The sequence below is a fragment of the Microbulbifer hainanensis genome, from assembly GCF_014904735.1.
GTDB classification, from domain to species: Bacteria; Pseudomonadota; Gammaproteobacteria; order Pseudomonadales; family Cellvibrionaceae; genus Microbulbifer; species Microbulbifer hainanensis.
Genome location: NZ_JACZCR010000003.1, coordinates 114,827 through 135,686 on the forward strand (window position 1 = coordinate 114,827; position 20,860 = coordinate 135,686).

At 60.7% G+C, this 20,860-nt stretch carries 15 protein-coding genes; 1 reads left to right on the forward strand and 14 read right to left on the reverse strand.

All coding sequences use genetic code 11. The annotated features are described in order from the left end of the window. Positions 1-59 precede the first annotated feature (59 nt). Together IG168_RS01005 and purL are read right to left on the reverse strand one after the other, a co-directional pair. Positions 60-383, reverse strand: a complete 324-nt coding sequence (locus IG168_RS01005) for a TfoX/Sxy family protein (RefSeq protein ID WP_193161279.1) — start codon at positions 381-383, stop codon at positions 60-62. Between the two features lie 429 nt (positions 384-812). After that, positions 813-4,682: a phosphoribosylformylglycinamidine synthase gene (gene purL, locus IG168_RS01010; protein WP_193161280.1), complete on the reverse strand. Its 3,870-nt coding sequence runs from the start codon at positions 4,680-4,682 to the stop codon at positions 813-815. 406 nt (positions 4,683-5,088) lie between these two features. Here purL and mltF point away from each other — a divergent pair, with 406 nt between their 5' ends. Further along, positions 5,089-6,564, forward strand: a complete 1,476-nt coding sequence (gene mltF / locus IG168_RS01015; protein ID WP_193161281.1) for a membrane-bound lytic murein transglycosylase MltF — start codon at positions 5,089-5,091, stop codon at positions 6,562-6,564. 41 nt (positions 6,565-6,605) lie between these two features. Here the strand turns inward: mltF and IG168_RS01020 are convergent, their stop codons facing one another. From IG168_RS01020 to IG168_RS01070, 12 genes are all read right to left on the reverse strand, one after another. Further along, positions 6,606-7,226 carry a TIGR04282 family arsenosugar biosynthesis glycosyltransferase gene (locus IG168_RS01020; RefSeq protein WP_193161282.1) on the reverse strand — a complete coding sequence of 207 codons (621 nt, stop codon included), beginning with the start codon at positions 7,224-7,226 and terminating at the stop codon, positions 6,606-6,608. Next, on the reverse strand, positions 7,219-7,929 hold the full coding sequence (locus tag IG168_RS01025) for a TIGR04283 family arsenosugar biosynthesis glycosyltransferase (protein ID WP_319024633.1): 711 nt from the start codon (positions 7,927-7,929) through the stop codon (positions 7,219-7,221). The genes IG168_RS01020 and IG168_RS01025 overlap by 8 nt, the downstream gene beginning before the upstream one ends. Next, on the reverse strand, positions 7,893-9,365 hold the full coding sequence (locus tag IG168_RS01030) for a dihydrolipoyl dehydrogenase family protein (RefSeq protein WP_226876393.1): 1,473 nt from the start codon (positions 9,363-9,365) through the stop codon (positions 7,893-7,895). Before IG168_RS01030 ends, IG168_RS01025 begins: the two co-directional genes overlap by 37 nt. After that, positions 9,362-10,048, reverse strand: a complete 687-nt coding sequence (locus IG168_RS20545; RefSeq protein ID WP_319024634.1) for a TVP38/TMEM64 family protein — start codon at positions 10,046-10,048, stop codon at positions 9,362-9,364. The genes IG168_RS01030 and IG168_RS20545 overlap by 4 nt, the downstream gene beginning before the upstream one ends. A gap of 79 nt (positions 10,049-10,127) precedes the next feature. Then, the gene (gene arsS, locus IG168_RS01035) at positions 10,128-11,075 is read right to left on the reverse strand and encodes an arsenosugar biosynthesis radical SAM (seleno)protein ArsS (protein ID WP_193161283.1); all 948 of its coding nucleotides are present in this window, start codon (positions 11,073-11,075) and stop codon (positions 10,128-10,130) included. 37 nt (positions 11,076-11,112) lie between these two features. Next, positions 11,113-12,012 carry an S-methyl-5'-thioadenosine phosphorylase gene (mtnP, locus tag IG168_RS01040; RefSeq protein ID WP_193161284.1) on the reverse strand — a complete coding sequence of 300 codons (900 nt, stop codon included), beginning with the start codon at positions 12,010-12,012 and terminating at the stop codon, positions 11,113-11,115. A gap of 170 nt (positions 12,013-12,182) precedes the next feature. Beyond that, positions 12,183-13,055: a succinate--CoA ligase subunit alpha gene (gene sucD, locus IG168_RS01045; RefSeq protein WP_193161285.1), complete on the reverse strand. Its 873-nt coding sequence runs from the start codon at positions 13,053-13,055 to the stop codon at positions 12,183-12,185. A 2-nt stretch (positions 13,056-13,057) separates the two neighbouring features. Continuing rightward, entirely contained in the window at positions 13,058-14,224 is a 1,167-nt protein-coding gene (gene sucC / locus IG168_RS01050; RefSeq protein ID WP_193161286.1) for an ADP-forming succinate--CoA ligase subunit beta, read from the reverse strand. A gap of 126 nt (positions 14,225-14,350) precedes the next feature. After that, positions 14,351-15,793 carry a dihydrolipoyl dehydrogenase gene (gene lpdA / locus IG168_RS01055; protein ID WP_193161287.1) on the reverse strand — a complete coding sequence of 481 codons (1,443 nt, stop codon included), beginning with the start codon at positions 15,791-15,793 and terminating at the stop codon, positions 14,351-14,353. A 64-nt stretch (positions 15,794-15,857) separates the two neighbouring features. Continuing rightward, positions 15,858-17,057 (reverse strand): 2-oxoglutarate dehydrogenase complex dihydrolipoyllysine-residue succinyltransferase, encoded by a 1,200-nt coding sequence (odhB, locus tag IG168_RS01060; protein ID WP_193161288.1) that lies wholly within the window; start codon positions 17,055-17,057, stop codon positions 15,858-15,860. A gap of 47 nt (positions 17,058-17,104) precedes the next feature. After that, positions 17,105-19,933 carry a 2-oxoglutarate dehydrogenase E1 component gene (locus IG168_RS01065; RefSeq protein WP_193161289.1) on the reverse strand — a complete coding sequence of 943 codons (2,829 nt, stop codon included), beginning with the start codon at positions 19,931-19,933 and terminating at the stop codon, positions 17,105-17,107. A 207-nt stretch (positions 19,934-20,140) separates the two neighbouring features. Beyond that, complete coding sequence (locus tag IG168_RS01070; protein ID WP_193161290.1) at positions 20,141-20,845, reverse strand: succinate dehydrogenase iron-sulfur subunit; 705 nt, start codon at positions 20,843-20,845, stop codon at positions 20,141-20,143. Positions 20,846-20,860 lie beyond the last annotated feature (15 nt).

Genomic DNA, 20,860 nt, shown 5'->3' on the forward strand with positions numbered 1-20,860 from the left:
GCCCATATCATCTATGCGGATCACCTTGATACCAACACTAAATCTATTCTGTTATTGCTTTATTTGGGAGGCAGAGTACCAGCAAACTCTACACCTCTGCTAATCCACCCATCCAGATCCCTAGCCACAGCATCCTCCTCCACATACACCATCCCCTTTAACGGGCGGCCGGTGTAATCCATCGGTCGCGTATAGCGCTCAGCGAGAGCGTCCTGGTATTTTTCCGGCCCGACCCGGACCATCAATTCTTCTCCCACGACACCGCAGGCCATATTGCCGTTGAGCATGAAGGCGAGTCCGCCAAACATCTGCTTTTCCGTGAGTCCATCGTTGTCCTGCAACAGCTCACGCACTTTTTCTACCAAGTCTTCGTTGTAAGCCATAGTGACCTCCTTTGCGGTCCTAACTGAACTCTGGATTTACCTCACATCCGGACTGCCACAGCACTATCGCGGCAATGGCAGCCGATGGGGAGGTTTACTGGGAAATACGGTATCGGGAGAGAATTCGCGGCGACTACTTGGTGCAAAAAATAACGACATTCGCTGTTCGGAGAAGTCAGCGAGCCAGTGTCTTCAATGACGAGTTGCGAAAGCTGCACCATATGTAAAAAGTTATTGTGGGTAACTTTTTAAGTGTAGCAGGAAATATGAAGTCCACCGGCGGCCGGTGAAATGACGTGCTCAAGGGGCCGGCCCGGTGAGTTTTTCGACGCAAACCAGATCCTATCTGAAGGCTATTTTTTGCCGAAGATCCCGGGCGATAAAAAAAGCCCACTCAATTGAGTGGGCTTTCGGTTGCGGGACTGCAGATCAATCCACAAATACCCGCGCGTTGCGGAACAGGCGCATCCAGCCGGAATCTTCCTGCCAGTCGTCCGGGTGCCAGCTATTGCTGACAGCGCGAGCGACGCGCTCCGGGTGCGGCATCATGATGGTGACGCGGCCATCCTCGGAACACAGCGAGGTAATCCCGTTCACAGAACCGTTCGGGTTCGCCGGGTAAGTCTCGGTAATTTCCTGATGGTTGTTCAGGTAGCGCATCGCGATGGTGCCGGATTTCTCACAGGCCTCCAGCGCTTTCTGATCGGCGAATTCCACCCGGCCCTCACCGTGGGCAACCGCCACCGGCATGTAGGTTCCGGCCATGCCCTTGAACAGTACCGACGGGGAATCCTCGATACCCACCAGCGCAAAGCGCGCCTCGTACTGCTCGGACAGGTTGCGCACGAAGCGCGGCCAGTGGCCGGCACCCGGAATCAATTCCTTGATCACCGAGAACATCTGACAGCCGTTGCACACCCCCAGGCCGAAGGTGTCTTTCCGGTTGAAGAAGGCTTCAAACTGGTCGCGAGCGCGGTCGTTGAACAGGATCGTTTTGGCCCAGCCCTCGCCGGCGCCGAGTACGTCGCCGTAAGAGAAACCGCCACAACCGACCAGCCCCTGGAAGGCGTCCAGGGTCACGCGGCCGGCGAGAATGTCGCTCATATGCACGTCGACGGTATTGAAGCCCGCGCGGTGGAAGGAGTGCGCCATTTCCACCTGGCTGTTGACGCCCTGCTCCCGCAGGATCGCCACTTTCGGCCGCACACCCTTGTTGATATAGGGTGCGCTGATATCTTCATTGATATCGTAAGTGAGGTTGACCGACAGGCCCGGATCACTCTTGGCAATAGCGGCGAATTCCTGCTCGGCACAGTCGGCGTTATCCCGCAGCGCCTGGATGCGATAGCTGGTCTCCGACCAGATCTGCTGCAGCTCGGCACGGGAGCGCTTGAAGATCTCCACACCGTTGTTGGTGATGCACAGGTGCTCGTGATTGTTCAGCTCGCCGATCTGGTGTGCCGGCACACCGACGGCAGCGAAACGCTGAACCAGTTGCTCCGCATCACAGGCGGGCACCTGCAGCACTGCACCCAGTTCCTCGCTGAACAGTGCCGCGATCGGATCCGCACCCAGTTCGTAGATCTCGATATCCAGACCCACGCGGCCGGCAAAACTCATCTCCGCCAGGGCGGCAAAGAGGCCGCCATCGGAGCGGTCGTGGTAGGCGATGATCTGGTCTTCGCGCAGCGCCTGCTGCACGACTTCGAAGAAGCCTTTCAGAAGCTTCGGATCGTCCAGGTCCGCCGGCACACTGCCCAACTGGCTGTAAACCTGCGCCAGGCAAGAGCCGCCGAGGCGGTTTTTACCGGCACCCAGGTCAACCAATATCAGTTCGCTGTCACCTTTCTTGGTGCGTCGCAGCTGCGGTGTGGCAGTCTTGCGCACGTCGGTAACCGGGGTGAATGCGGAAATGATCAGCGACAACGGCGCGGTAACCGATTTGTCTTCACCGCTGTCATTCCAGGCCGTGCGCATGGACATGGAATCCTTGCCTACCGGAATGGTGATACCGAGTTCCGGACAGAGCTCCATGCCGATGGCTTCCACCGTGCGGTAGAGCTTTTCCTCTTCGCCCGGGTGGCCGGCAGCACACATCCAGTTGGCGGACAATTTAATGTCGGACAGCTGTTTGATCGGGGTACAGGCGATATTGGTGATCGCCTCACCCACGGCCAGGCGGCCGGAAGCCGGGGCATCCAGCAGTGCGACCGGCGTGCGCTCGCCCATGGACATGGCCTCGCCCGCGTAACTGTCGTAGGCCACGGTGGTCACGGCACAGTCGGCGACGGGCACCTGCCAGGGGCCGACCATCTGATCGCGGGCGACCTGGCCGGTTACTGTGCGGTCGCCGATGGTGATCAGGAAGCTTTTGCTCGCCACAGTCGGCAGGCGCAGCACGCGCTCCGCGGCCTCGTTCAGGTCGATACCCTTGGTTTCGAATTCATGGGTTTCTACGGTGCGCTGTTCCGCCTCGCGGTGCATTTTCGGCGGCTTGCCGAACAGCACAGACATGGGCAGGTCCACCGGTTTGGCATCGAACTGCTTGTCGTTCAGCAGCAGATGCTTGTCGCCGGTGGCCTCGCCGACCACGGCGTAGGGCGCGCGCTCGCGTGCACAGATTTTCTCAAAGCGCTCCAGGTCTTCCGGCATCACCGCCAGTACGTAACGCTCCTGGGATTCGTTACACCAGATCTCCAGCGGGCTCATGCCCGGCTCGTCGCAGGGCACGTTGCGCAGTTCGAAACTGCCACCGGTGCCGCCGTCCTTCACCAGTTCCGGGAAGGCATTGGACAGGCCGCCGGCACCGACGTCGTGAATAAAGGCGATCGGGTTGCTGTCACCCAGCTGCCAGCACTGGTCGATCACTTCCTGGCAGCGGCGCTCGATTTCCGGGTTCTGGCGCTGTACCGAGGCGAAGTCCAGGTCTTCGGAGCTGGAGCCGCTGGCCATACTGGAAGCGGCACCGCCGCCGAGTCCGATCAGCATCGCCGGGCCGCCGAGCACCACCAGCTTGGCACCGGGAGCGAATTCCGGCTTGTCGATATGCTCTTCGCGGATATTGCCGTAACCACCGGCGATCATGATCGGCTTGTGGTAACCGCGGCGCTCGTCGCCGAAATCCTCTTCGAAGGTGCGGAAATAACCGCAGATATTCGGGCGGCCAAACTCGTTGTTGAATGCGGCGCCGCCGATCGGCCCCTCGATCATGATATCCAGGGCGGTGACGATACGCTCGGGCTTGCCGTAGTCCGCCTCCCAGGGCTGCTCGTAGCCGGGGATCTGCAGGTTGGACACGGTGAAGCCGGTCAGGCCCACCTTGGGTTTGGAGCCGCGGCCGACAGCGCCCTCATCGCGGATCTCGCCGCCGGCGCCCGTGCCCGCGCCCGGGAAGGGAGCGATGGCAGTCGGGTGGTTATGGGTCTCCACCTTCATCAGCAAGTGAATGGCCTCGTGGCTGAAGCCGTATTCCTTGGTCTCCGGATCCGGGTAGAAGCGACCGGCCTCGGTACCCACCACTACTGCGGCGTTGTCCGCATAGGCGGACAGGACATTGTCGCCGCCCTTCTGGTAGGTGTTCTTGATCATACCGAACAGGGAGTGCGGCATTTCCTCGCCATCGATGGTCCAGCTGGCGTTGAAGATCTTGTGGCGGCAGTGCTCGGAGTTCGCCTGGGCGAACATCATCAGTTCCACGTCGGTGGGGTTACGTTCCAGCTCCTGGAAGCTGGTGAGCAGGTAGTCGATCTCATCCTGGGCCAGGGCCAGGCCCAGCGTTACGTTGGCCTCTTCCAGCGCCTCGCGGCCGCCATCGAGCAGGTTCACGCTGCCCAGCGGGCGCGGAGCCTCTTCGCGGAACAGCTGTTCAGCCTGGTCGAACTCGGTGAAAACACTCTCCACCATCCGGTCGTGCAACTGCGCCGACAGCGCTGCCTGTTCAGCATCGGTTAATTCGACGCCGCTAATGTAGTAGGCGACACCGCGCTCGAGGCGGTGAATCTGCGTCAGGCCGGCATTGTGTGCGATGTCAGTGGCCTTGGAAGACCAGGGCGAGATAGTGCCCGGACGCGGCACCACCAGCAGCAGCGCGCCTTCCGGCTGGTGTTTTTCCTCGGTGGGGCCGTACTGCAGCAGGCGTTCGAGAAGCGCCTGTTCCTTGTCGTCGAGCGCCGGGGTATCGGCGAAGTGCACGTATTCGGCGTAGAGTTCGCCAATTGCAGGCTGCAGCGCGCGCAGTTGATTGAGCAGTTTTTGATGGCGGAATTTCGACAGTGCGGGTGCACCACGCAGAACTAGCATCGCGGGAGTTTGCCTCTTGTCTGAATGTGAGAATTTGCGCAGCAGAAGACCACACAAAGCCCCGGGAGTTGGAGTGGGCGCAATTGTACCCGAAGCTCGGCGACTCCAACACTGCTCCGGGGCCCTGTTGAACGCATTACTCACTGGCGGATCAAATACGTCGACAATGACGCAAAGAATGGCGTGCCTTTCGTGCCCACGCCTCAATCAGTCTAGCGGGCTCTACTAAAGTTACTGCATAGATGCAACTCCGCATGTCACATCGTCGATTGGCCGCATTGGGCAAATTGTCGCCAAATGGGGTAAAATTGATGGAATTTGTACCGGCCCCGCCGCTCAGGAAGAGCACCGCCGGTATCCGCTCGGATAAAAGCGATAACACCTAAGGGACTAGAGGGGACAGCCTATGATCATGAAAAGACGCATGTTGCGTTACAGCTTCCGCTTGGCCAAGGGCCTGGCGCTGGCGTGCTGTGCCTCCCTGATCGTGGCGAGCAAGGCGCCGGACACGCTGGAGCGGATCAAGACATCCGGCCAACTGGTGGTCCTGTCCCAGAACGGTCCCACTACGCATTACGAGGATGCCAGCGGCACCCAGACCGGCTTTGAATACGGCATGCTCCAGTCTTTCGCCGACGAGCTGGGCGTGAAGCTGGTCATCCGCGATGTCCACGACCTGAACGACATGTTCACCCGTCTGCAGAACCCGCAAGACAACGCGCAAATGGCGGCGGCAGGCCTTACGGTGACACCGGAGCGCCGGGAAGAAGTCCGCTTTACGCCGTCCTATTTCGAGATTCGCCAGCAGCTCATCTACCGCCTCGGCGAAGACCGCCCGAGTTCGGTGGCCGACCTGGTGGGCAAGACGGTGGCCGTGATGGCCGGCAGTGCCCACGCCGAGGAGATGCGCAAGCTCGCCCAGCGCTACCCCGGCCTGCAGTGGAAGGAAGTATCCGACGTCGACACCATGGAACTGGTTGAGATGGTCAACGAGGGCAAATACCACTACGCGGTGGTCGATTCCAACGCCTACTCCGTGCACCGCGGCCTCTACCCCAACACCTACGTTGCCTTCAACCTGACCCAGTTCCAGCCGGTTGCCTGGGCCTTCCCCAAGAGCGATGACGACAGCCTCTATCGCGCTGCGCGCCGCTTCATGCTGCGCGCCAACACCAATGGGCTGGTGGCGGAGTTGCGCGAAGAGTTTTTCGGCCATGTCAGCAAGCTGAATGCCGGCGGCGCCCAGGCTTTTGCCAAGAGCACCCGCGAGCGCCTGCCCAAATGGCGCGAAACCATGGAGAAGGTGGCGACCGAATACGATCTCGACTGGCACCTGCTGGCTGCGCTCAGCTACCAGGAGTCCCACTGGAATCCGCGCGCGAAATCCCGCACCGGCGTACGCGGCCTGATGATGCTGACCCGCGGCACGGCCCGCGAACTCGGCGTCAACCGGCTGGATCCCAAGGAGAGCATTGAGGGCGGCGCCCGCTATATCAGCCAGATCCGCGACAAGATCCCCGAACGCATTCGCGAACCGGACCGCACCTGGATGGCCCTGGCGGCCTACAACGTGGGCTTCGGGCACCTCGAGGATGCCCGCGTACTGACCGAGAAAATGGGTGGCAATCCGGATCGCTGGACCGATGTGCGCGACCACCTGCCACTGCTGGCCAAGCGCCAGTATTACAAGGGCACCAAGCACGGTTACGCGCGCGGCTGGGAGCCGGTCACCTACGTGCAGAATATCCGCCACTACCAGACACTGCTGGCCTGGAGCAGCCGTATCGAAGAGCAGCGCATCGCCACTGCCAATAACGAACCGGCAGAAGCCCTGGCAGAAAACCTGCAGTCCGAAACCGCGGGCGCCGCCTCGGCACTCTGACGCATCACTGCCGTGGGAGTGGTTTGCGACCGCTCCCCGCCTTAGCCCGCAAACCCCCAGTCAGCGGGTAAAGCTTCCAGATCCTCCGGCTCGTCGATATCAGTCAGCGTTTCCAGCTGGATACTGCGCATACCGCACTGTACCAGCCGCTCGCGTGTCTGCCGCGCGACGGCAGCGGTGCTCCAGGCTATCCCTTCGAACAGCGCCGACTCCACGCGATTCAGCCCCAACAGCGTATAGCCGCCGTCCCGGGCCGGATGCATCACCGCATCCGCTTCCTGCAGGGCGGCGGCCGCCGCGCGCAGGCGCGCGGCCGTCAACTGCGGGCAATCGGTGCCGAGCAGCAGGACCGGCTCGCCAGTTGTGGTGGTCCTGGCAGCCGCGCGCCACAGGCGCTGCCCCAGATCCCCCTCGCCTTGATCAGACACTTCGATATCCGCTGGCAGCGTGCATTCGCGCCAATAGGGATGATCCCGATCCGGCGCCACACACAGTTCAACCGGGCCGATGGCCGCAGCAGTGCATTCCCGCAGCGTGTGATGCAGCATCTTCTCGGCCAGTGCGGCCGCGCCGCGCGCACCCAGCGCCGGGATCAGGCGGGTTTTGGCAGTGTTCGGCAACGGGGCTTTGGCAAAGACGAGCAGGCGGGGAGAATCACTCATAGCGGCGCGCCAGCACTTTCGCGGGCACGCCGCGCCAGTAGTCGAAACGCAGCCGCCACATCAGCAATATCGTGCGCACAACGCCGTAGCGCTGCCAGCGGCGCCCGGATGTGACCGCCCGCGCGCGCAGGCAGGCGGGGCGGGAATGCCGGCGCAGGCGCTTGCTGAGCTCGATATCTTCCATTAGTGGTTGCACCGGGAAACCGCCCACCCACTCGTACACATCGCGGCGCACGAACATGGCCTGATCCCCGGTGGCAATCCCCGTGAGACACGAGCGCCAGTTGATCAGCGCGGCAATCATTGGAAACCAGAAACTGTCGCCGCCGATACGCAGATCGAAACGCCCCCAGCTCTTGCCATCCGCCAGAGCGCGCTCCACCAGCGACAGCACATTGTCCGGCAGTCGCGTATCCGCATGCAGAAACAGCAGCGTATCGCCACTGGACGCGGCGGCACCGGCGTTCATCTGCAGGGCCCGCCCCCGCGGGGCCGTCAGTACCCGAAACCCCGCCTCCGCCACCAGTTCAGCGCTGCCGTCCTCGCTGCCGCCATCGACCAGCAGGATCTCGCAATCGTCGCGATCCCGCAGGGGCGTCAGGTGCTCGATCAGGCGGGGCAACTGCGTGCGCTCGTTTAACAGAGGGACGACGATGCTCAGGCGCACTACCGGCGTCTCCAGCGGTGAAAGCGCTCCAGCCACCGCAGTGCCGTGGCCGGCGCATGTGCGCGCTTCCAGTTGCCAGCGGTGTATTTATTCGCTTCTGCCATAGTCGGGTAAATGTGGGTGGTACTCAGCAATTTATTCAGTCCCAGACCGTATTTCATTGCCAGAATAAATTCTGCGATCAGCTCCGCGGAATTGTCGCCAATCATCGCGACACCGAGGATTTTGTCTTTGCCCGGCGCAGTCAGCACCTTGACGAACCCGCGGGCACTGCCGTCGACGATCGCGCGGTCGAGATCATCTAGCCCGTAGCGGGTGACCTCCACCGCCACGCCCTGCTCCGCAGCCTGTTGCTCGCTCAGTCCGACACTCGCCACCTGGGGATCGACAAAAACCGCCCGCGGCACCAGCGAATAATCGACACGAAACTTCTTCAGGTCGCCAAACAGGCCGTTCACCGCCGCGTACCAGGCCTGGTGTGAGGCCATATGGGTAAACTGGAAGGGCCCCACCAGATCGCCGGCGGCGAGAATGTGCGGGTGGCGCGTGCGCAGAAAGCCATCTGTCTGCAATTTGCCGTTTTCGAGCATTCCCAATTCTTCCAGGCCAAACCCCTGAACCCGCGCCCGCCGCCCCAGAGCGAGCAGGAGCAGATCGAAATCGACATCCATCTCGCCACCGCTCTCGCGCAGGCGCACACTGCCGCCGCCTGCGGCCGCCGCGGTGAAGGCCAGGGCCTCATGTCCGGTCAGCACAGTGACACCATCGGCGCGCAGGGATTCGGTCACTGCGGCGGCAATATCCTCGTCTTCCACCGGCAGCAGCCGCGGCGCCATCTCCACCAACGTGACTTGCGACCCCAGCCGTGCCAGCGCCTGCGACAGCTCACACCCGATGGGGCCGCCACCGAGGATCAACATCCGCTCTGGCGCCCGTGCCAGGCCGGACAGCCTGTCCCAGAGTGTTTCACTGGTGACGAAATCGATCTGCTCAAGGCCTGGCAACGGCGGTACCAGCGGCTCGGCTCCGGTGGCCAGGACGATTGCGCGCGCAGTCAGCAGCAGCTCACCGCCATCGTTCAACGCCACTTTGACCGTCCATGGGTCGATGAGTTGCGCGCGCCCCTGCAGCACTTCAACGCCTAGCCCGGTGTAGCGCTCCACGCTGTCGTGGGGCGCTATCCGCGCGATGGCATCGCGAACATGCCCCATCACCCGCGGAAAATCGATTTCCACCCCGCCGATGCCGATTCCAAACTCCCCTGCCGTCCGCGCCTGCTGCGCGACACGGGCACAGTGAATCAGCGCCTTGCTGGGTACACAGCCAGTGTTCAGGCAGTCGCCGCCCATCGGGCCGGCCTCCACCAGGGTGACCCGCGCCTTCACCGCCGCGGCGATATAGGCACTCACCAGCCCGGCAGCGCCCGCACCGATGACGATCATGTTGCGATCGAACTTCTTTGGCTTGCTCATTCCGGGCGACTCCTGAATTGCTTGATCCAGTGCAGCAACCGTTTTGCCAGCAAAGGAAACAGGCCCAGCATCACAAAGGACAGCACCAGCGGCAGAGACAGGATGTCTGACAATTCGCTAACGCGTGCCAGCTGGGTGCCGGCATTGACATAGACCAGAGTGGCGGGAAGCATGCCGAGCTGGCTGACCCAGTAAAATGTCCAGGGCTTTATTCGGGTCAGCCCCATCAGGATATTGATCAGGAAAAATGGAAAAACCGGCACCAGGCGCAGGGCAAACAGGTAGAAGGGACCGTCCCTCTCGATACCGCGATCGACCGACTGCAGACGTTCGCCAAATCGTTCCCGCACCCAGTCGCTGAGCAGATAGCGGGCCACGAGAAAAGCCAGGGTCGCGCCGATACTGGACGCGAAAGAAACGATTACCGAACCCCACAGCAGGCCGAACATCGCGCCGGCGGCCAGCGACAGGATCGCTGCGCCAGGCAGTGACAATCCGGTAACGAGGATATACAGCAAAGTAAAAAGCAGACCGACCAGGAGCGGCGCCTTCGCCCGCCACTGCGCAAACTGTTGCTGCCCCTGTTTGAGGCTGTCCAGCGTCAGCCACTGATGCAGGTCAAAAAAATAAAATGCCAGGCCCAGCGCCAGTAATACGGCAATCAGCAGCAGCTTTTTACTCACCCGAGCCCTTCCCACAAAAAGAAGTGTTGTCAAAACCCATCGGGGGAGCCTACAGGCACCCGCGATGTCGAAGCCGCCGTTACAGGGCACCGCCGCAACTGCTACCCTGCCCCGCCGTGCAACCGTAACAATGATCCGCCACGCGAATGGCGCTGTTCGCCATATCGCGCTCCAGCAAATCCCGCAGGTGCAGACGGCCGGGCACACCGATATCCAGCTGCTGATTGAAATCGCAGTCGTAAAGTTGGCCCCGCCAGTCGACACTGACCAGGCTGCGGCACATGACGCCGTTCAGGTTCTCCTGGCTGTAACTGTCCCGCAGCAGCTGCATGTAATCGTCGAACTGGCCCTTTGAAACGAGCGTCGACCCAAAGCGTTTGATCGGCATATTGGCCAGAGCAAACAGCTGGTTGAACACTATCCCGAAGTGCGCCATCAGTTCGCGGCGGTAGTCCGCCTCGAGCGCCTGCTGGTTAGGTGGCAGGACCGGTCCCTGCGGGTTGTAGACGAGATTTAGTACCAGTCCACTGCCCTCTTTGCCGTAACCCAGCGCATTCAGTTTCTGCAATGCGGCGATACTTTTGTCGAAAACGCCTTTACCGCGCTGCTTGTCGACATTGTCGATGGAATAGCACGGCAGCGAAGCCACAACTTCCACGCGATGCTCCGCGAGAAATTCCGCCAGTTCCTCCTGCCCCGGTTCCAGCAGAATCGTCAGGTTGCAGCGATCCATGACATGCACGCCGTGCTTGCGCGCCGCCTCGACCAGTGGCCGGAAGCCCTCGTGCAGCTCGGGGGCACCGCCGGTGATATCCAGCGTGGTGATATTTCGAGTACGCAGCACCTCGGGAATCAGCGCCAGGTTCTCTGCACTCATCATCTCCGTGCGGTTTGGCCCCGCGTTGACATGGCAGTGTACGCAGCTCTGGTTGCAGCGATAGCCGATATTGACCTGCAGCGTGTCGATCTGTTGACGACGGATCGCCGGGAAGTCGGAAAGCTCCAACAGGGGTAGTGTTTCGTGCATGGCGACTCCGGTTAGTCAGACTTGGGGGGCGCGGTACTTAGGAAGCTACGACTTCTACCGAGTCCTCGACTTCGGCAAGCAGGGGCGCAATGGCTTTTGCCGTGGCCGCGGGCATGGCTTCGAGTGGTGTTACCAGTCCACTCGCCAAAGCGCTGTGTGCTGGTGACGCGGGCCGTTCCTGCCCCAGCAGGCGAATGGCCTCTGCGGCGATCCGCTGTGCCCGCGCCGCATTCTGCTGGAGGTTGGCGATGGCCACTTCCGCGGTAACGGCGGCTTCGCGCGGGTGCCAGCAGTCGTAATCGGTAGCCATGGCCAGGGTGGCGTAAGCAATCTGTGCCTCCCGCGCGAGTTTTGCCTCGGGCATATTCGTCATGCCGATGACCGAAGCGCCCATGCTGCGGTACCAGTGCGATTCTGCGCGGGTGGAAAATTGCGGCCCCTCAATACAGACATAACTGCCGCCGCGGTGCAGGTTAACGGGCTCGCTGTCCTGAGTGGCGGCAAATGCGCGCGCGAGCCGGTCGGCGACTTCGGGGCAGACCGGATCCGCCATGGAGACATGGGCCACCGCACCGTCGCCGAAAAAAGTGTTGTCGCGCTTGCGGGTCATGTCGATAAACTGATCGGGAATCAACATATCCAGCGGGCGCACCTCTTCGCGCAGCGAGCCGACGGCGGACAGGGACAGGATATAGCGCACGCCCAGCTGCCGCAGGGCGTGGATGTTGGCGCGGTAAGGGACTTCCGACGGAATCAGGCGATGGCCTCGGCCGTGGCGGGCGAGGAAGGCGACGGATACGCCGTGGAGTTCTCCGCAGACGACTACATCGGACGGTGCGCCAAATGGTGTTTCCAGCTCCAGCTCACGCATATTGGCCAGCCCTTCCATTGCGTAAAGGCCGCTGCCGCCGATAACACCGATCAGTGCTCTGCTCATGTTCGCTCCGTGACTGATTATTTTGTTGCAGTATAGGGAATGACAGCATTGCCTGTATATCGTTCGGCAACCCGACTCACGGTACTTCGATAAGCGCGCGAGGTGGGTAATTTCCGGGCAAAAAAAAGCCGCCCAAAGGCGGCTTTTTCAGAATGCTGAGAGGTGGTGAATTACCAACCCGCAGCTTCTTTCAGCGCATTGCCGATCTCGGCCAGGGAGCGCACGGTTTTGACACCGGCGTCTTCCAGCGCAGCGAACTTCTCGTCGGCAGTGCCTTTACCACCGGAGATGATCGCACCGGCGTGGCCCATGCGCTTGCCGGGAGGAGCGGTTACACCAGCGATGTAGGAAACCACCGGCTTGGTGACGTTTTCCTTGATGTAAGCAGCCGCTTCTTCTTCAGCAGTACCGCCGATCTCGCCGATCATGACGATGGCTTCGGTCTGCGGGTCATTCTGGAACATTTCCAGAATGTCGATGAAGTTGGAGCCCGGGATGGGGTCGCCGCCGATGCCGACACAGGTAGACTGGCCGAAACCGTAGTCAGTAGTCTGCTTAACGGCTTCGTAAGTCAGGGTACCGGAGCGGGAAACGATGCCCACTTTGCCCGGCTTGTGGATGTGGCCCGGCATGATGCCGATCTTGCACTCACCCGGAGTGATCACACCCGGGCAGTTCGGGCCGATCAGGCGCACGCCCAGCTCGTCGCACTTCACTTTCGCGTCCAGCATGTCCAGGGTCGGAATGCCTTCGGTGATGCACACGATCAGCTTGATACCGCCGTTGGCTGCTTCCAGGATGGAATCCTTACAGAAAGGCGCCGGTACGTAGATAACGGAAGCTTCTGCACCGGTAGCTTCAACCGCTTCTTTAACGGTGTTGAATACCGGCAGGCCCAGGTGTTCCTGGCCGCCTTTGCCCGGCGTCACACCGCCGACCATTTTGGTACCGTAGGCAATCGCCTGCTCGGAGTGGAAAGTGCCCTGGGAGCCGGTGAAGCCCTGACAAATCACTTTGGTGTCTTTATTAATCAGTACAGACATGATTATTTACCCTCCGCAGCTTTAACCACCTGCTCGGCAGCGTCGGTCAGGCTGGTGGCTGCAATAATGTTCAGACCGCTGTTGCTCAGCACTTCGGCACCCAGATCGGCATTGTTGCCTTCCAGACGGACAACAACCGGTACTTTTACGCCGACTTCCTTCACTGCGCCAACCACGCCTTCGGCGATCATGTCACAGCGCACGATGCCGCCGAAGATGTTGATCAGAACCGCTTTGACGTTGTCGTCGGACAGGATGATCTTGAAGGCTTCAACCACGCGCTCTTTAGTCGCGCCACCGCCAACGTCGAGGAAGTTGGCCGGCTTGCCGCCGTGCAGGTTGACGATATCCATGGTGCCCATGGCCAGGCCCGCGCCGTTAACCATGCAGCCGATGTTGCCATCGAGGGCTACGTAGTTCAGTTCCCACTTGGCCGCGTGTGCTTCGCGCGCGTCTTCCTGGGACGGGTCGTGCATTTCGCGCAGGTCCGCGTGGCGGTACAGGGCGTTGCTGTCGATCACGACTTTGGCGTCCAGGCAGTGCAGGTTGCCTTCGGTGGTGATCACCAGCGGGTTGATTTCCAGCAGGGCCAGATCTTTCTCTTCGAACATCTTGGCCAGACCCAGGAAGATCTTGGTGAACTGCTTCACCTGGGTCGGGTTCAGGCCCAGTTTGAAGGCCAGCTCGCGCGCCTGGTAAGGCTGCGCGCCTACCAGCGGATCGATGGTGGCCTTGAGGATTTTTTCCGGGGTCTCTTCTGCAACCTTTTCGATTTCCACGCCACCTTCAGTGGAGGCCATGAAAACGATGCGACGGGTGGAACGATCCACTACCGCGCCCAGGTACAGCTCCTGGTCGATGTCGGTGCAGCTCTCAACCAGAATACGGGAGACCGGCTGACCGTTTTCGTCTGTCTGATAGGTAACCAGGTTCTCACCCAGCCACTTTTGGGCGAATGCTTCAATTTCCGCCTTGGAATCCACCAGCTTTACACCGCCGGCCTTGCCGCGGCCACCGGCGTGCACCTGGGCTTTTACCACCCACTTGTCGCCGCCAATTTCGTCTGCTGCCGCTGCTGCCGCTGCCGGGGTTTCCGCTGCAATGCCTTTGGAAACCGGCAATCCGTATTCCGCAAACAGTTGTTTGCCCTGATACTCATGCAAGTTCATAGTTGATACCAATTCACTTTTGAAAGATTAGAGGTGGGGTTTTCCGTTTCCCGCATCCGTAGAGGCAAAACTCAGTTTGCCCTTTTCAGAAAGGGCGGACACAGGGTCCGCCCCACGTCCTGACTGTTACTTCCGTTTTTTACGGTTGGCGATATGGATCGCGTGGCCGTTGGCCGCCAGTGCGGCTTCCTTCACTGCTTCGGACAAAGTCGGGTGACCGAATACGGTCATACCGATGTCTTCCGCGCTGGAACCGAATTCCATTGCAATCGCCACCTGTTGCACCAGATCCGCCGCAGACGGGCCGACGATATGGGCACCCAGTACACGATCGGTTTCCGCGTGGGCGATGATCTTCACCATGCCTGCGGTTTCGTTCGCGGCCACGGCACGGCCGGACGCCACAAACGGGAAAACACCGACGTTGTAGGGCTCGCCGTCGGCTTTCACCTGTTCTTCGGTGCGACCGACTGCGGCGATTTCCGGGTGGGTGTAGATCACATTCGGGATAACGTCGTAGTTCATCATCGGCTTCTGGCCGGCGATACGCTCGGCAACCACAACGCCTTCTTCAGAGGCCTTGTGGGCCAGCATCGGGCCGCGCACCACGTCACCGACAGCCCACACGCCCGGGGCGGAGGTCATGCACAGATCGTTGACGTAGATGAAGCCGCGCTCGTCCAGTTTCACACCGGCGTCTTCGGACAGCAGGCCCTCGGTGAACGGGCGACGGCCCACACACACGATCAGCTTGTCGAAAGTTTCCTGCTGCTCCTTGCCGTCTTTGTCTTCGTAAGTGACAACGACTTCTTTGCCTTTCACTTCGGTGCCGGTAACGCGGCAGGACAGGCGAATATCCAGACCCTGCTTCTTGAGGATCTTCTGGGATTCCTTGGCGATCTGCTGATCCATGATGGACAGGAAATTGTCCAGCGCTTCCAGCACAACCACTTCAGAGCCCAGGCGGCTCCAGACAGAACCCAGTTCCAGGCCGATAACACCGGCGCCGATCACGCCCAGGCGCTTCGGCGTCGAGGTAAATTCCAGTGCGCCAGTGGAGTCGACGATAATCTTGTTGTCTACCGGAGCCGGCGGAATGTTGACCGGAACGGAGCCGGAGGCCAGGATCACGTTATCGGCTTCGTAGACAGTGGTTTTGCCGTCGTGACCGGTCACTTCCACTTTCTTGTTGGCCAGCAGCTTGCCGGTACCCTCAATGGAGGTGACCTTGTTGGCCATGAACAGACCGGAGATACCACCGGACATCTGCTTCACGACGCCGTCTTTGCGCTCGATCATTTTCTTGACGTCGATCTTGACCTTGCCGGTATCGATGCCATGCGCGTCGAGAGAGTCTTTCGCCTCGTGATATTTCCACGAGCTGTCCAGCAGCGCCTTGGACGGGATACAGCCCACATTCAGACAGGTACCGCCATTAACGGTCTTGCCTTCTTTGTTGACCCATTTTTCGACACAGGCGGTTTTCAGGCCCAGTTGCGCAGCGCGGATCGCAGCTACGTATCCCCCCGGACCAGAGCCAATTACGATTACGTCAAATTTATCCGACATGATCAGTCCCAGATGTTCGTGAATTCAGTGTGACAGCGGGGGCCAGAGGCCCCCGTAAACTTATTTAGACTTCCAGCAGGATACGCGCCGGATCTTCGATCATTTCCTTGATCGCCACGAGGAAGCCAACCGCTTCCTTGCCGTCGATCAGGCGGTGATCGTAGGACAGCGCCAGGTACATCATCGGCAGGATTTCCACCTTGCCGTCGACCGCCATCGGGCGCTCCTGGATCTTGTGCATGCCCAGAATTGCAGTCTGCGGCGGGTTCAGGATCGGCGTGGACAGCAGGGAACCGAATACACCGCCGTTGGTGATGGTGAAGGTACCGCCGGTCATCTCTTCGATGGACAGTTTGCCGTCGCGCGCACGCACACCCAGGTCGCGGATGTTATTTTCCATATCCGCCAGGCCCATATTTTCGGCGTTGCGCAGGATCGGCACGACCAGGCCCTTGGGTGAGGAAACGGCCACACCGATATCCTGGTAGCCGTGGTAGACGATATCGTCACCATCAATGGAAGCGTTCACTGCGGAATAGCGTTTCAGCGCCTCCACGGCAGCTTTAACAAAGAAGCCCATGAAGCCCAGGCGGGTGCCGTTGTGGGTCTTCTCGAACAGATCCTTGTAATTTTTACGCAGGTCCATGATCGGCTTCATGTTCACTTCGTTGAAGGTAGTGAGCATGGCCGTGGACTGGGAAGCGTCGAGCAGGCGTTCGGCGATACGCTTGCGCATACGGGTCATTGGTACGCGCTTCTCGACACGTTCACCCGGGGCAACGGAAACTTCTGCAGCGGCCGCGGTAGTCGCCGCTGCCGGTGCGGTACCGGCCTTCATAACGTCTTCTTTCAGAACGCGGCCGCCCTTGCCGGTGCCTTCGACACCACCCAGGTCAACGCCTTTTTCCGCCGCCATTTTCTTGGCGGACGGCATGGCGATTTTCTCGCCGCCAGCGGCCGGAGCCGCGGCTTCTTCCGCAGGCTTCTCTTCAGCCTTGGCTTCTTCGCCACCGGCACTGCCGCCAGCGCCTTCTTCAAATTTGGCGATCACTTCGTTGGACAGGACAGTATCGCCCTCGTCCTTGATGATTTCGCTGAGGGCGCCGTCTGCCGGAGCTACAACTTCCAGTACGACTTTGTCAGTTTCGATATCCACGATCAGTTCATCGCGGGACACGGCTTCGCCGGGTTTCTTGTGCCAGGTGGCAACAGTGCCGTCCTGAACGGATTCCGGGAAAGTTGGCGCTTTAATCTCGATCGTCATTGTTCCTGTTTCCTGAGATTGACTCTTCACTAATTACTGCCGCCGATTTACTTGACGGTCAGCGCCTCGTTGATGAACGTGTTCTGTTCTTCCAGGTGCGTGGACATATAGCCCGCCGCCGGTGCGGCAGAGGCCGCGCGCCCCACGTATTCCAGTTCCAGCTTCGGATGCTGCTCTGCCAGCAGGCGACGCAAGTGGTGCTGGCTGTGATACCAGGCGCCCTGGTTCATCGGCTCCTCCTGACACCAGGCCACACTGCCGAGGTTCTTGTACGCGGAAATCGCGTCGACAAATTCCTCGTCCGGGAAGGGATACAGCTGCTCGATACGCACCAGCGCCACATCTTCCTGTTCGCGCTCCATGCGCGCTTCCAGCAAATGGTAATAGACCTTGCCGGAGCACAGCACCAGGCGCTTGACCTTGGCCGGATCGACATTGTCGTCCTGGATGACGTTATGGAACTTGCCGTTGGCCAGCTCGTCCAGGCTGGAGGTAGCCAGCTTGTGACGCAGGATCCATTTCGGGCTCATGATTACCAGTGGGCGGCGCATCGGGCGGATGGCCTGGCGGCGCAGCAGGTGGAAAATCTGTGCCGGCGTGGTGGCATTGCACACCTGGATATTGTGCTCGGCACACATCTGCATGAAGCGCTCCAGCCGCGCGGAGGAGTGCTCCGGACCCTGCCCTTCATACCCGTGCGGCAACAGCATCACCAGGCCGCACATACGGCCCCACTTGTGCTCACCGGAGGTGATGAACTGGTCAATCACCACCTGGGCGCCGTTGGCGAAATCGCCGAACTGGGCTTCCCAGATAATCAGTGATTTCGGCGTAGTGGTGGCATAACCGTATTCGAACGCCAGCACCGCTTCTTCCGACAGCAGCGAGTCGTAAATATCGAATGCCGGCTGGTCCTCGTACATGTTTTCCAGCGGTACGTAGCAGGAGCCGTCTTTCTGGCTGTGGACCACGGCGTGGCGGTGAGAAAAGGTACCGCGACGCACATCCTCACCGGCCAGGCGAATCATGTAGCCCTGCTCCAGCAGTGTGCCGTACGCGAGGGTCTCGGCCATGCCCCAGTTCAGCGGCAGACCGCCGCCGGCCATTTTGCGGCGGTCTTCGTAAATTTTCGCTACCTGACGCTGCATTACCACGCCATCGGGCACAGTGGTCATGCGGCTGGCCACGTCTTTCAACTTGGGCAGCGCCATACCGGTGTCCGCCGGCGTCTGCCAGTCGTGGTTCAGGTAAGGCGTCCAGTCCACGAACATCGAGGAGTCCGGCTGTTTAACCAGTCCGGTCGCCACATCCTCGCCGCGATCCAGCTTGTCGCGGTAGTCGTTGGCCAGCTTGTCGGCAGCCGCTTTGTCCAGGACATTTTCACCGACCAGTTTTTCCGCGTACAGGGTGCGGGTGGTCTTGTGCTTGCGAATGGCCTGGTACATCAGCGGCTGGGTGCCGGACGGGTCATCGGTCTCGTTGTGGCCGCGGCGGCGGTAGCACACCAGGTCGATGACGATGTCTTTCTTGAACTCGTAGCGGTAATCCACGGCCAGCAGCGCGGCCAGTACAACCATTTCCGGGTCGTCGCCGTTTACGTGCAGTACCGGGGCATCGATCATCTTGGCGACGTCGGTGCAGTACTCGGTAGAGCGCGCGTCCTCGCGCTTGCTGGTGGTAAAGCCCACCTGGTTGTTCAACACGATATGCACGGTACCGCCGGTATAGTAACCGCGGGTCTGCGACATCTGCAGAGTTTCCTGCACCACGCCCTGACCGGCAAAAGCGGCGTCGCCGTGGATGTTGATCGGCATGACCTTCTCGCCAGTCGCATCGCCGCGGCGATCCTGGCGGGCACGCACGGAACCTTCGACCACCGGCGCACAGATTTCCAGGTGCGACGGGTTGAAGGCCAGCGCCAGGTGCACTTCGCCACCGGGAGTCATGACATTGGAGGAGAAGCCCTGGTGGTACTTCACGTCACCGGAGGTATCCAGGGTCTTCTTGCCCTCGAACTCCTCGAACAGGTCAGTGGGGTTCTTGCCCAGAATATTGACCAGGGTGTTGAGACGGCCGCGGTGGGCCATACCCATCACGATCTCCTTCACACCGTAAGTACCGGAGCGGCGGATCAGCGCGTCCAGCATCGGGATAAGGCTCTCGCCGCCCTCAACACCGAAACGCTTGGTGCCCGGGTACTTGGAATCCAGATGGCGCTCCAGGCCCTCGGCGGCGGACAGGCGCTGCAGGATTTCAATCTGGATATCGTTACCGAAATTCGGCCTGGCCTGGCTGCGCTCGAGGCGCTGCTGGAACCAGTGCTGCTCGTCCAGGTTGGACAGGTGCATGATTTCGGCGCCGAGATTGCCACAGTAGGTGCGCTCAAGCCCCTCTACGATTTCACGCAGGGTGGCTTCGCCGTTGCCGAAGAACAGATCACCGGTCTGGAACGTGGTATCGAAGTCGCCTTCGGTCAGCCCGTGGTAGTTCAGCTGCAGATCCGGCGCCTGTTCGCGTGCCATCAGGCCCAGCGGGTCTAGCGTGGCCTTCTTGTGGCCGCGGTGGCGGTAGGAACTGATGAGCTGCAGAACTTTGATCTGCTTGCGTTCGTGTTCGATGTTGATAGCGCCGGCACCGGGAGCGGCCAGCGGACGGGAGCGATTTTTTGCCAGGAGTTCAAAGTGTGCGCGCACCGCCGAATGGGATACGTCACCGCCGCTCTGGACCCGGGGCAGACTGTCGAAGTAACTGCGCCATTCCTCCGGCACGCCGTTGGGGTCGTGCAGATAGGTCTCGTACAGTTCCTCCACATAGGCGGCGTTGCCCCCGGAGATATGGGAGCTACGCCACAGCTGCTCCATGGTACTTTCGTGCATGTTGATGCCTACCTCGATTGCAGCGCTCGTGCTCTCTGGCTGTCGCGCTGCGCTTTCCTTTCACTCACAAAAGGGGAGGCGCCAAAAGTCACCTCCCCTTTTCAACTTAGCACCGGCTCTTTGGCCGACTTTCTTGTAGATAGGCGCCGCCGTTGGCGCCAAGCCCGACCAGCGGGCTCAACCGGGCTCAAAATGCTCTCGGCCCGATCACACGGCCCGAGTCAACAACATATTGCGGATGTGACCGATAGCGCGCGTCGGGTTGAGACCTTTCGGGCACACGTTCACACAGTTCTGAATACCGTGGCAGCGGAATACGCTGAACGGATCGTCCAGGTTGGACAGGCGTTCGTCGGTGGCGGTGTCGCGGCTGTCCGCCAGGAAGCGGTAAGCCTGCAGCAGGCCGGCAGGGCCGATGAACTTGTCCGGGTTCCACCAGAAAGAAGGACAGGCGGTGGAGCAGCACGCACACAGGATACATTCGTACAGGCCGTCCAGCTTTTCGCGGTCTTCCGGCGACTGCAGGCGCTCGATCGCCGGGGCCGGCGTGTCGTTCTGCAGGTACGGCTCGATCTTCTTGTACTGCTCGTAGAACTGCTCCATGTCCACAACCAGGTCACGGATGACCGGCAGGCCCGGCAGCGGGCGCAGTACCAGCTTGCCCTTGGGCGCTGCTTCGGACAGCGGCGTGGTGCAGGCCAGGCCATTCTTGCTGGAAATGTTCATACCGTCGGAACCGCACACACCTTCGCGGCAGGAGCGGCGGAATGACAGGGTCGGATCCTGGGCCTTCAGCAGTTCCAGTACGTCCAGCACCATCAGGTCTTTGCCCTCGGTGTCCAGCTCGTAGTCCTGCATGTACGGCGCTTTGTCGGTTTCCGGGTTGTAACGGTAAATGCTTACTTTCAACATACTCTATTCCGCTCC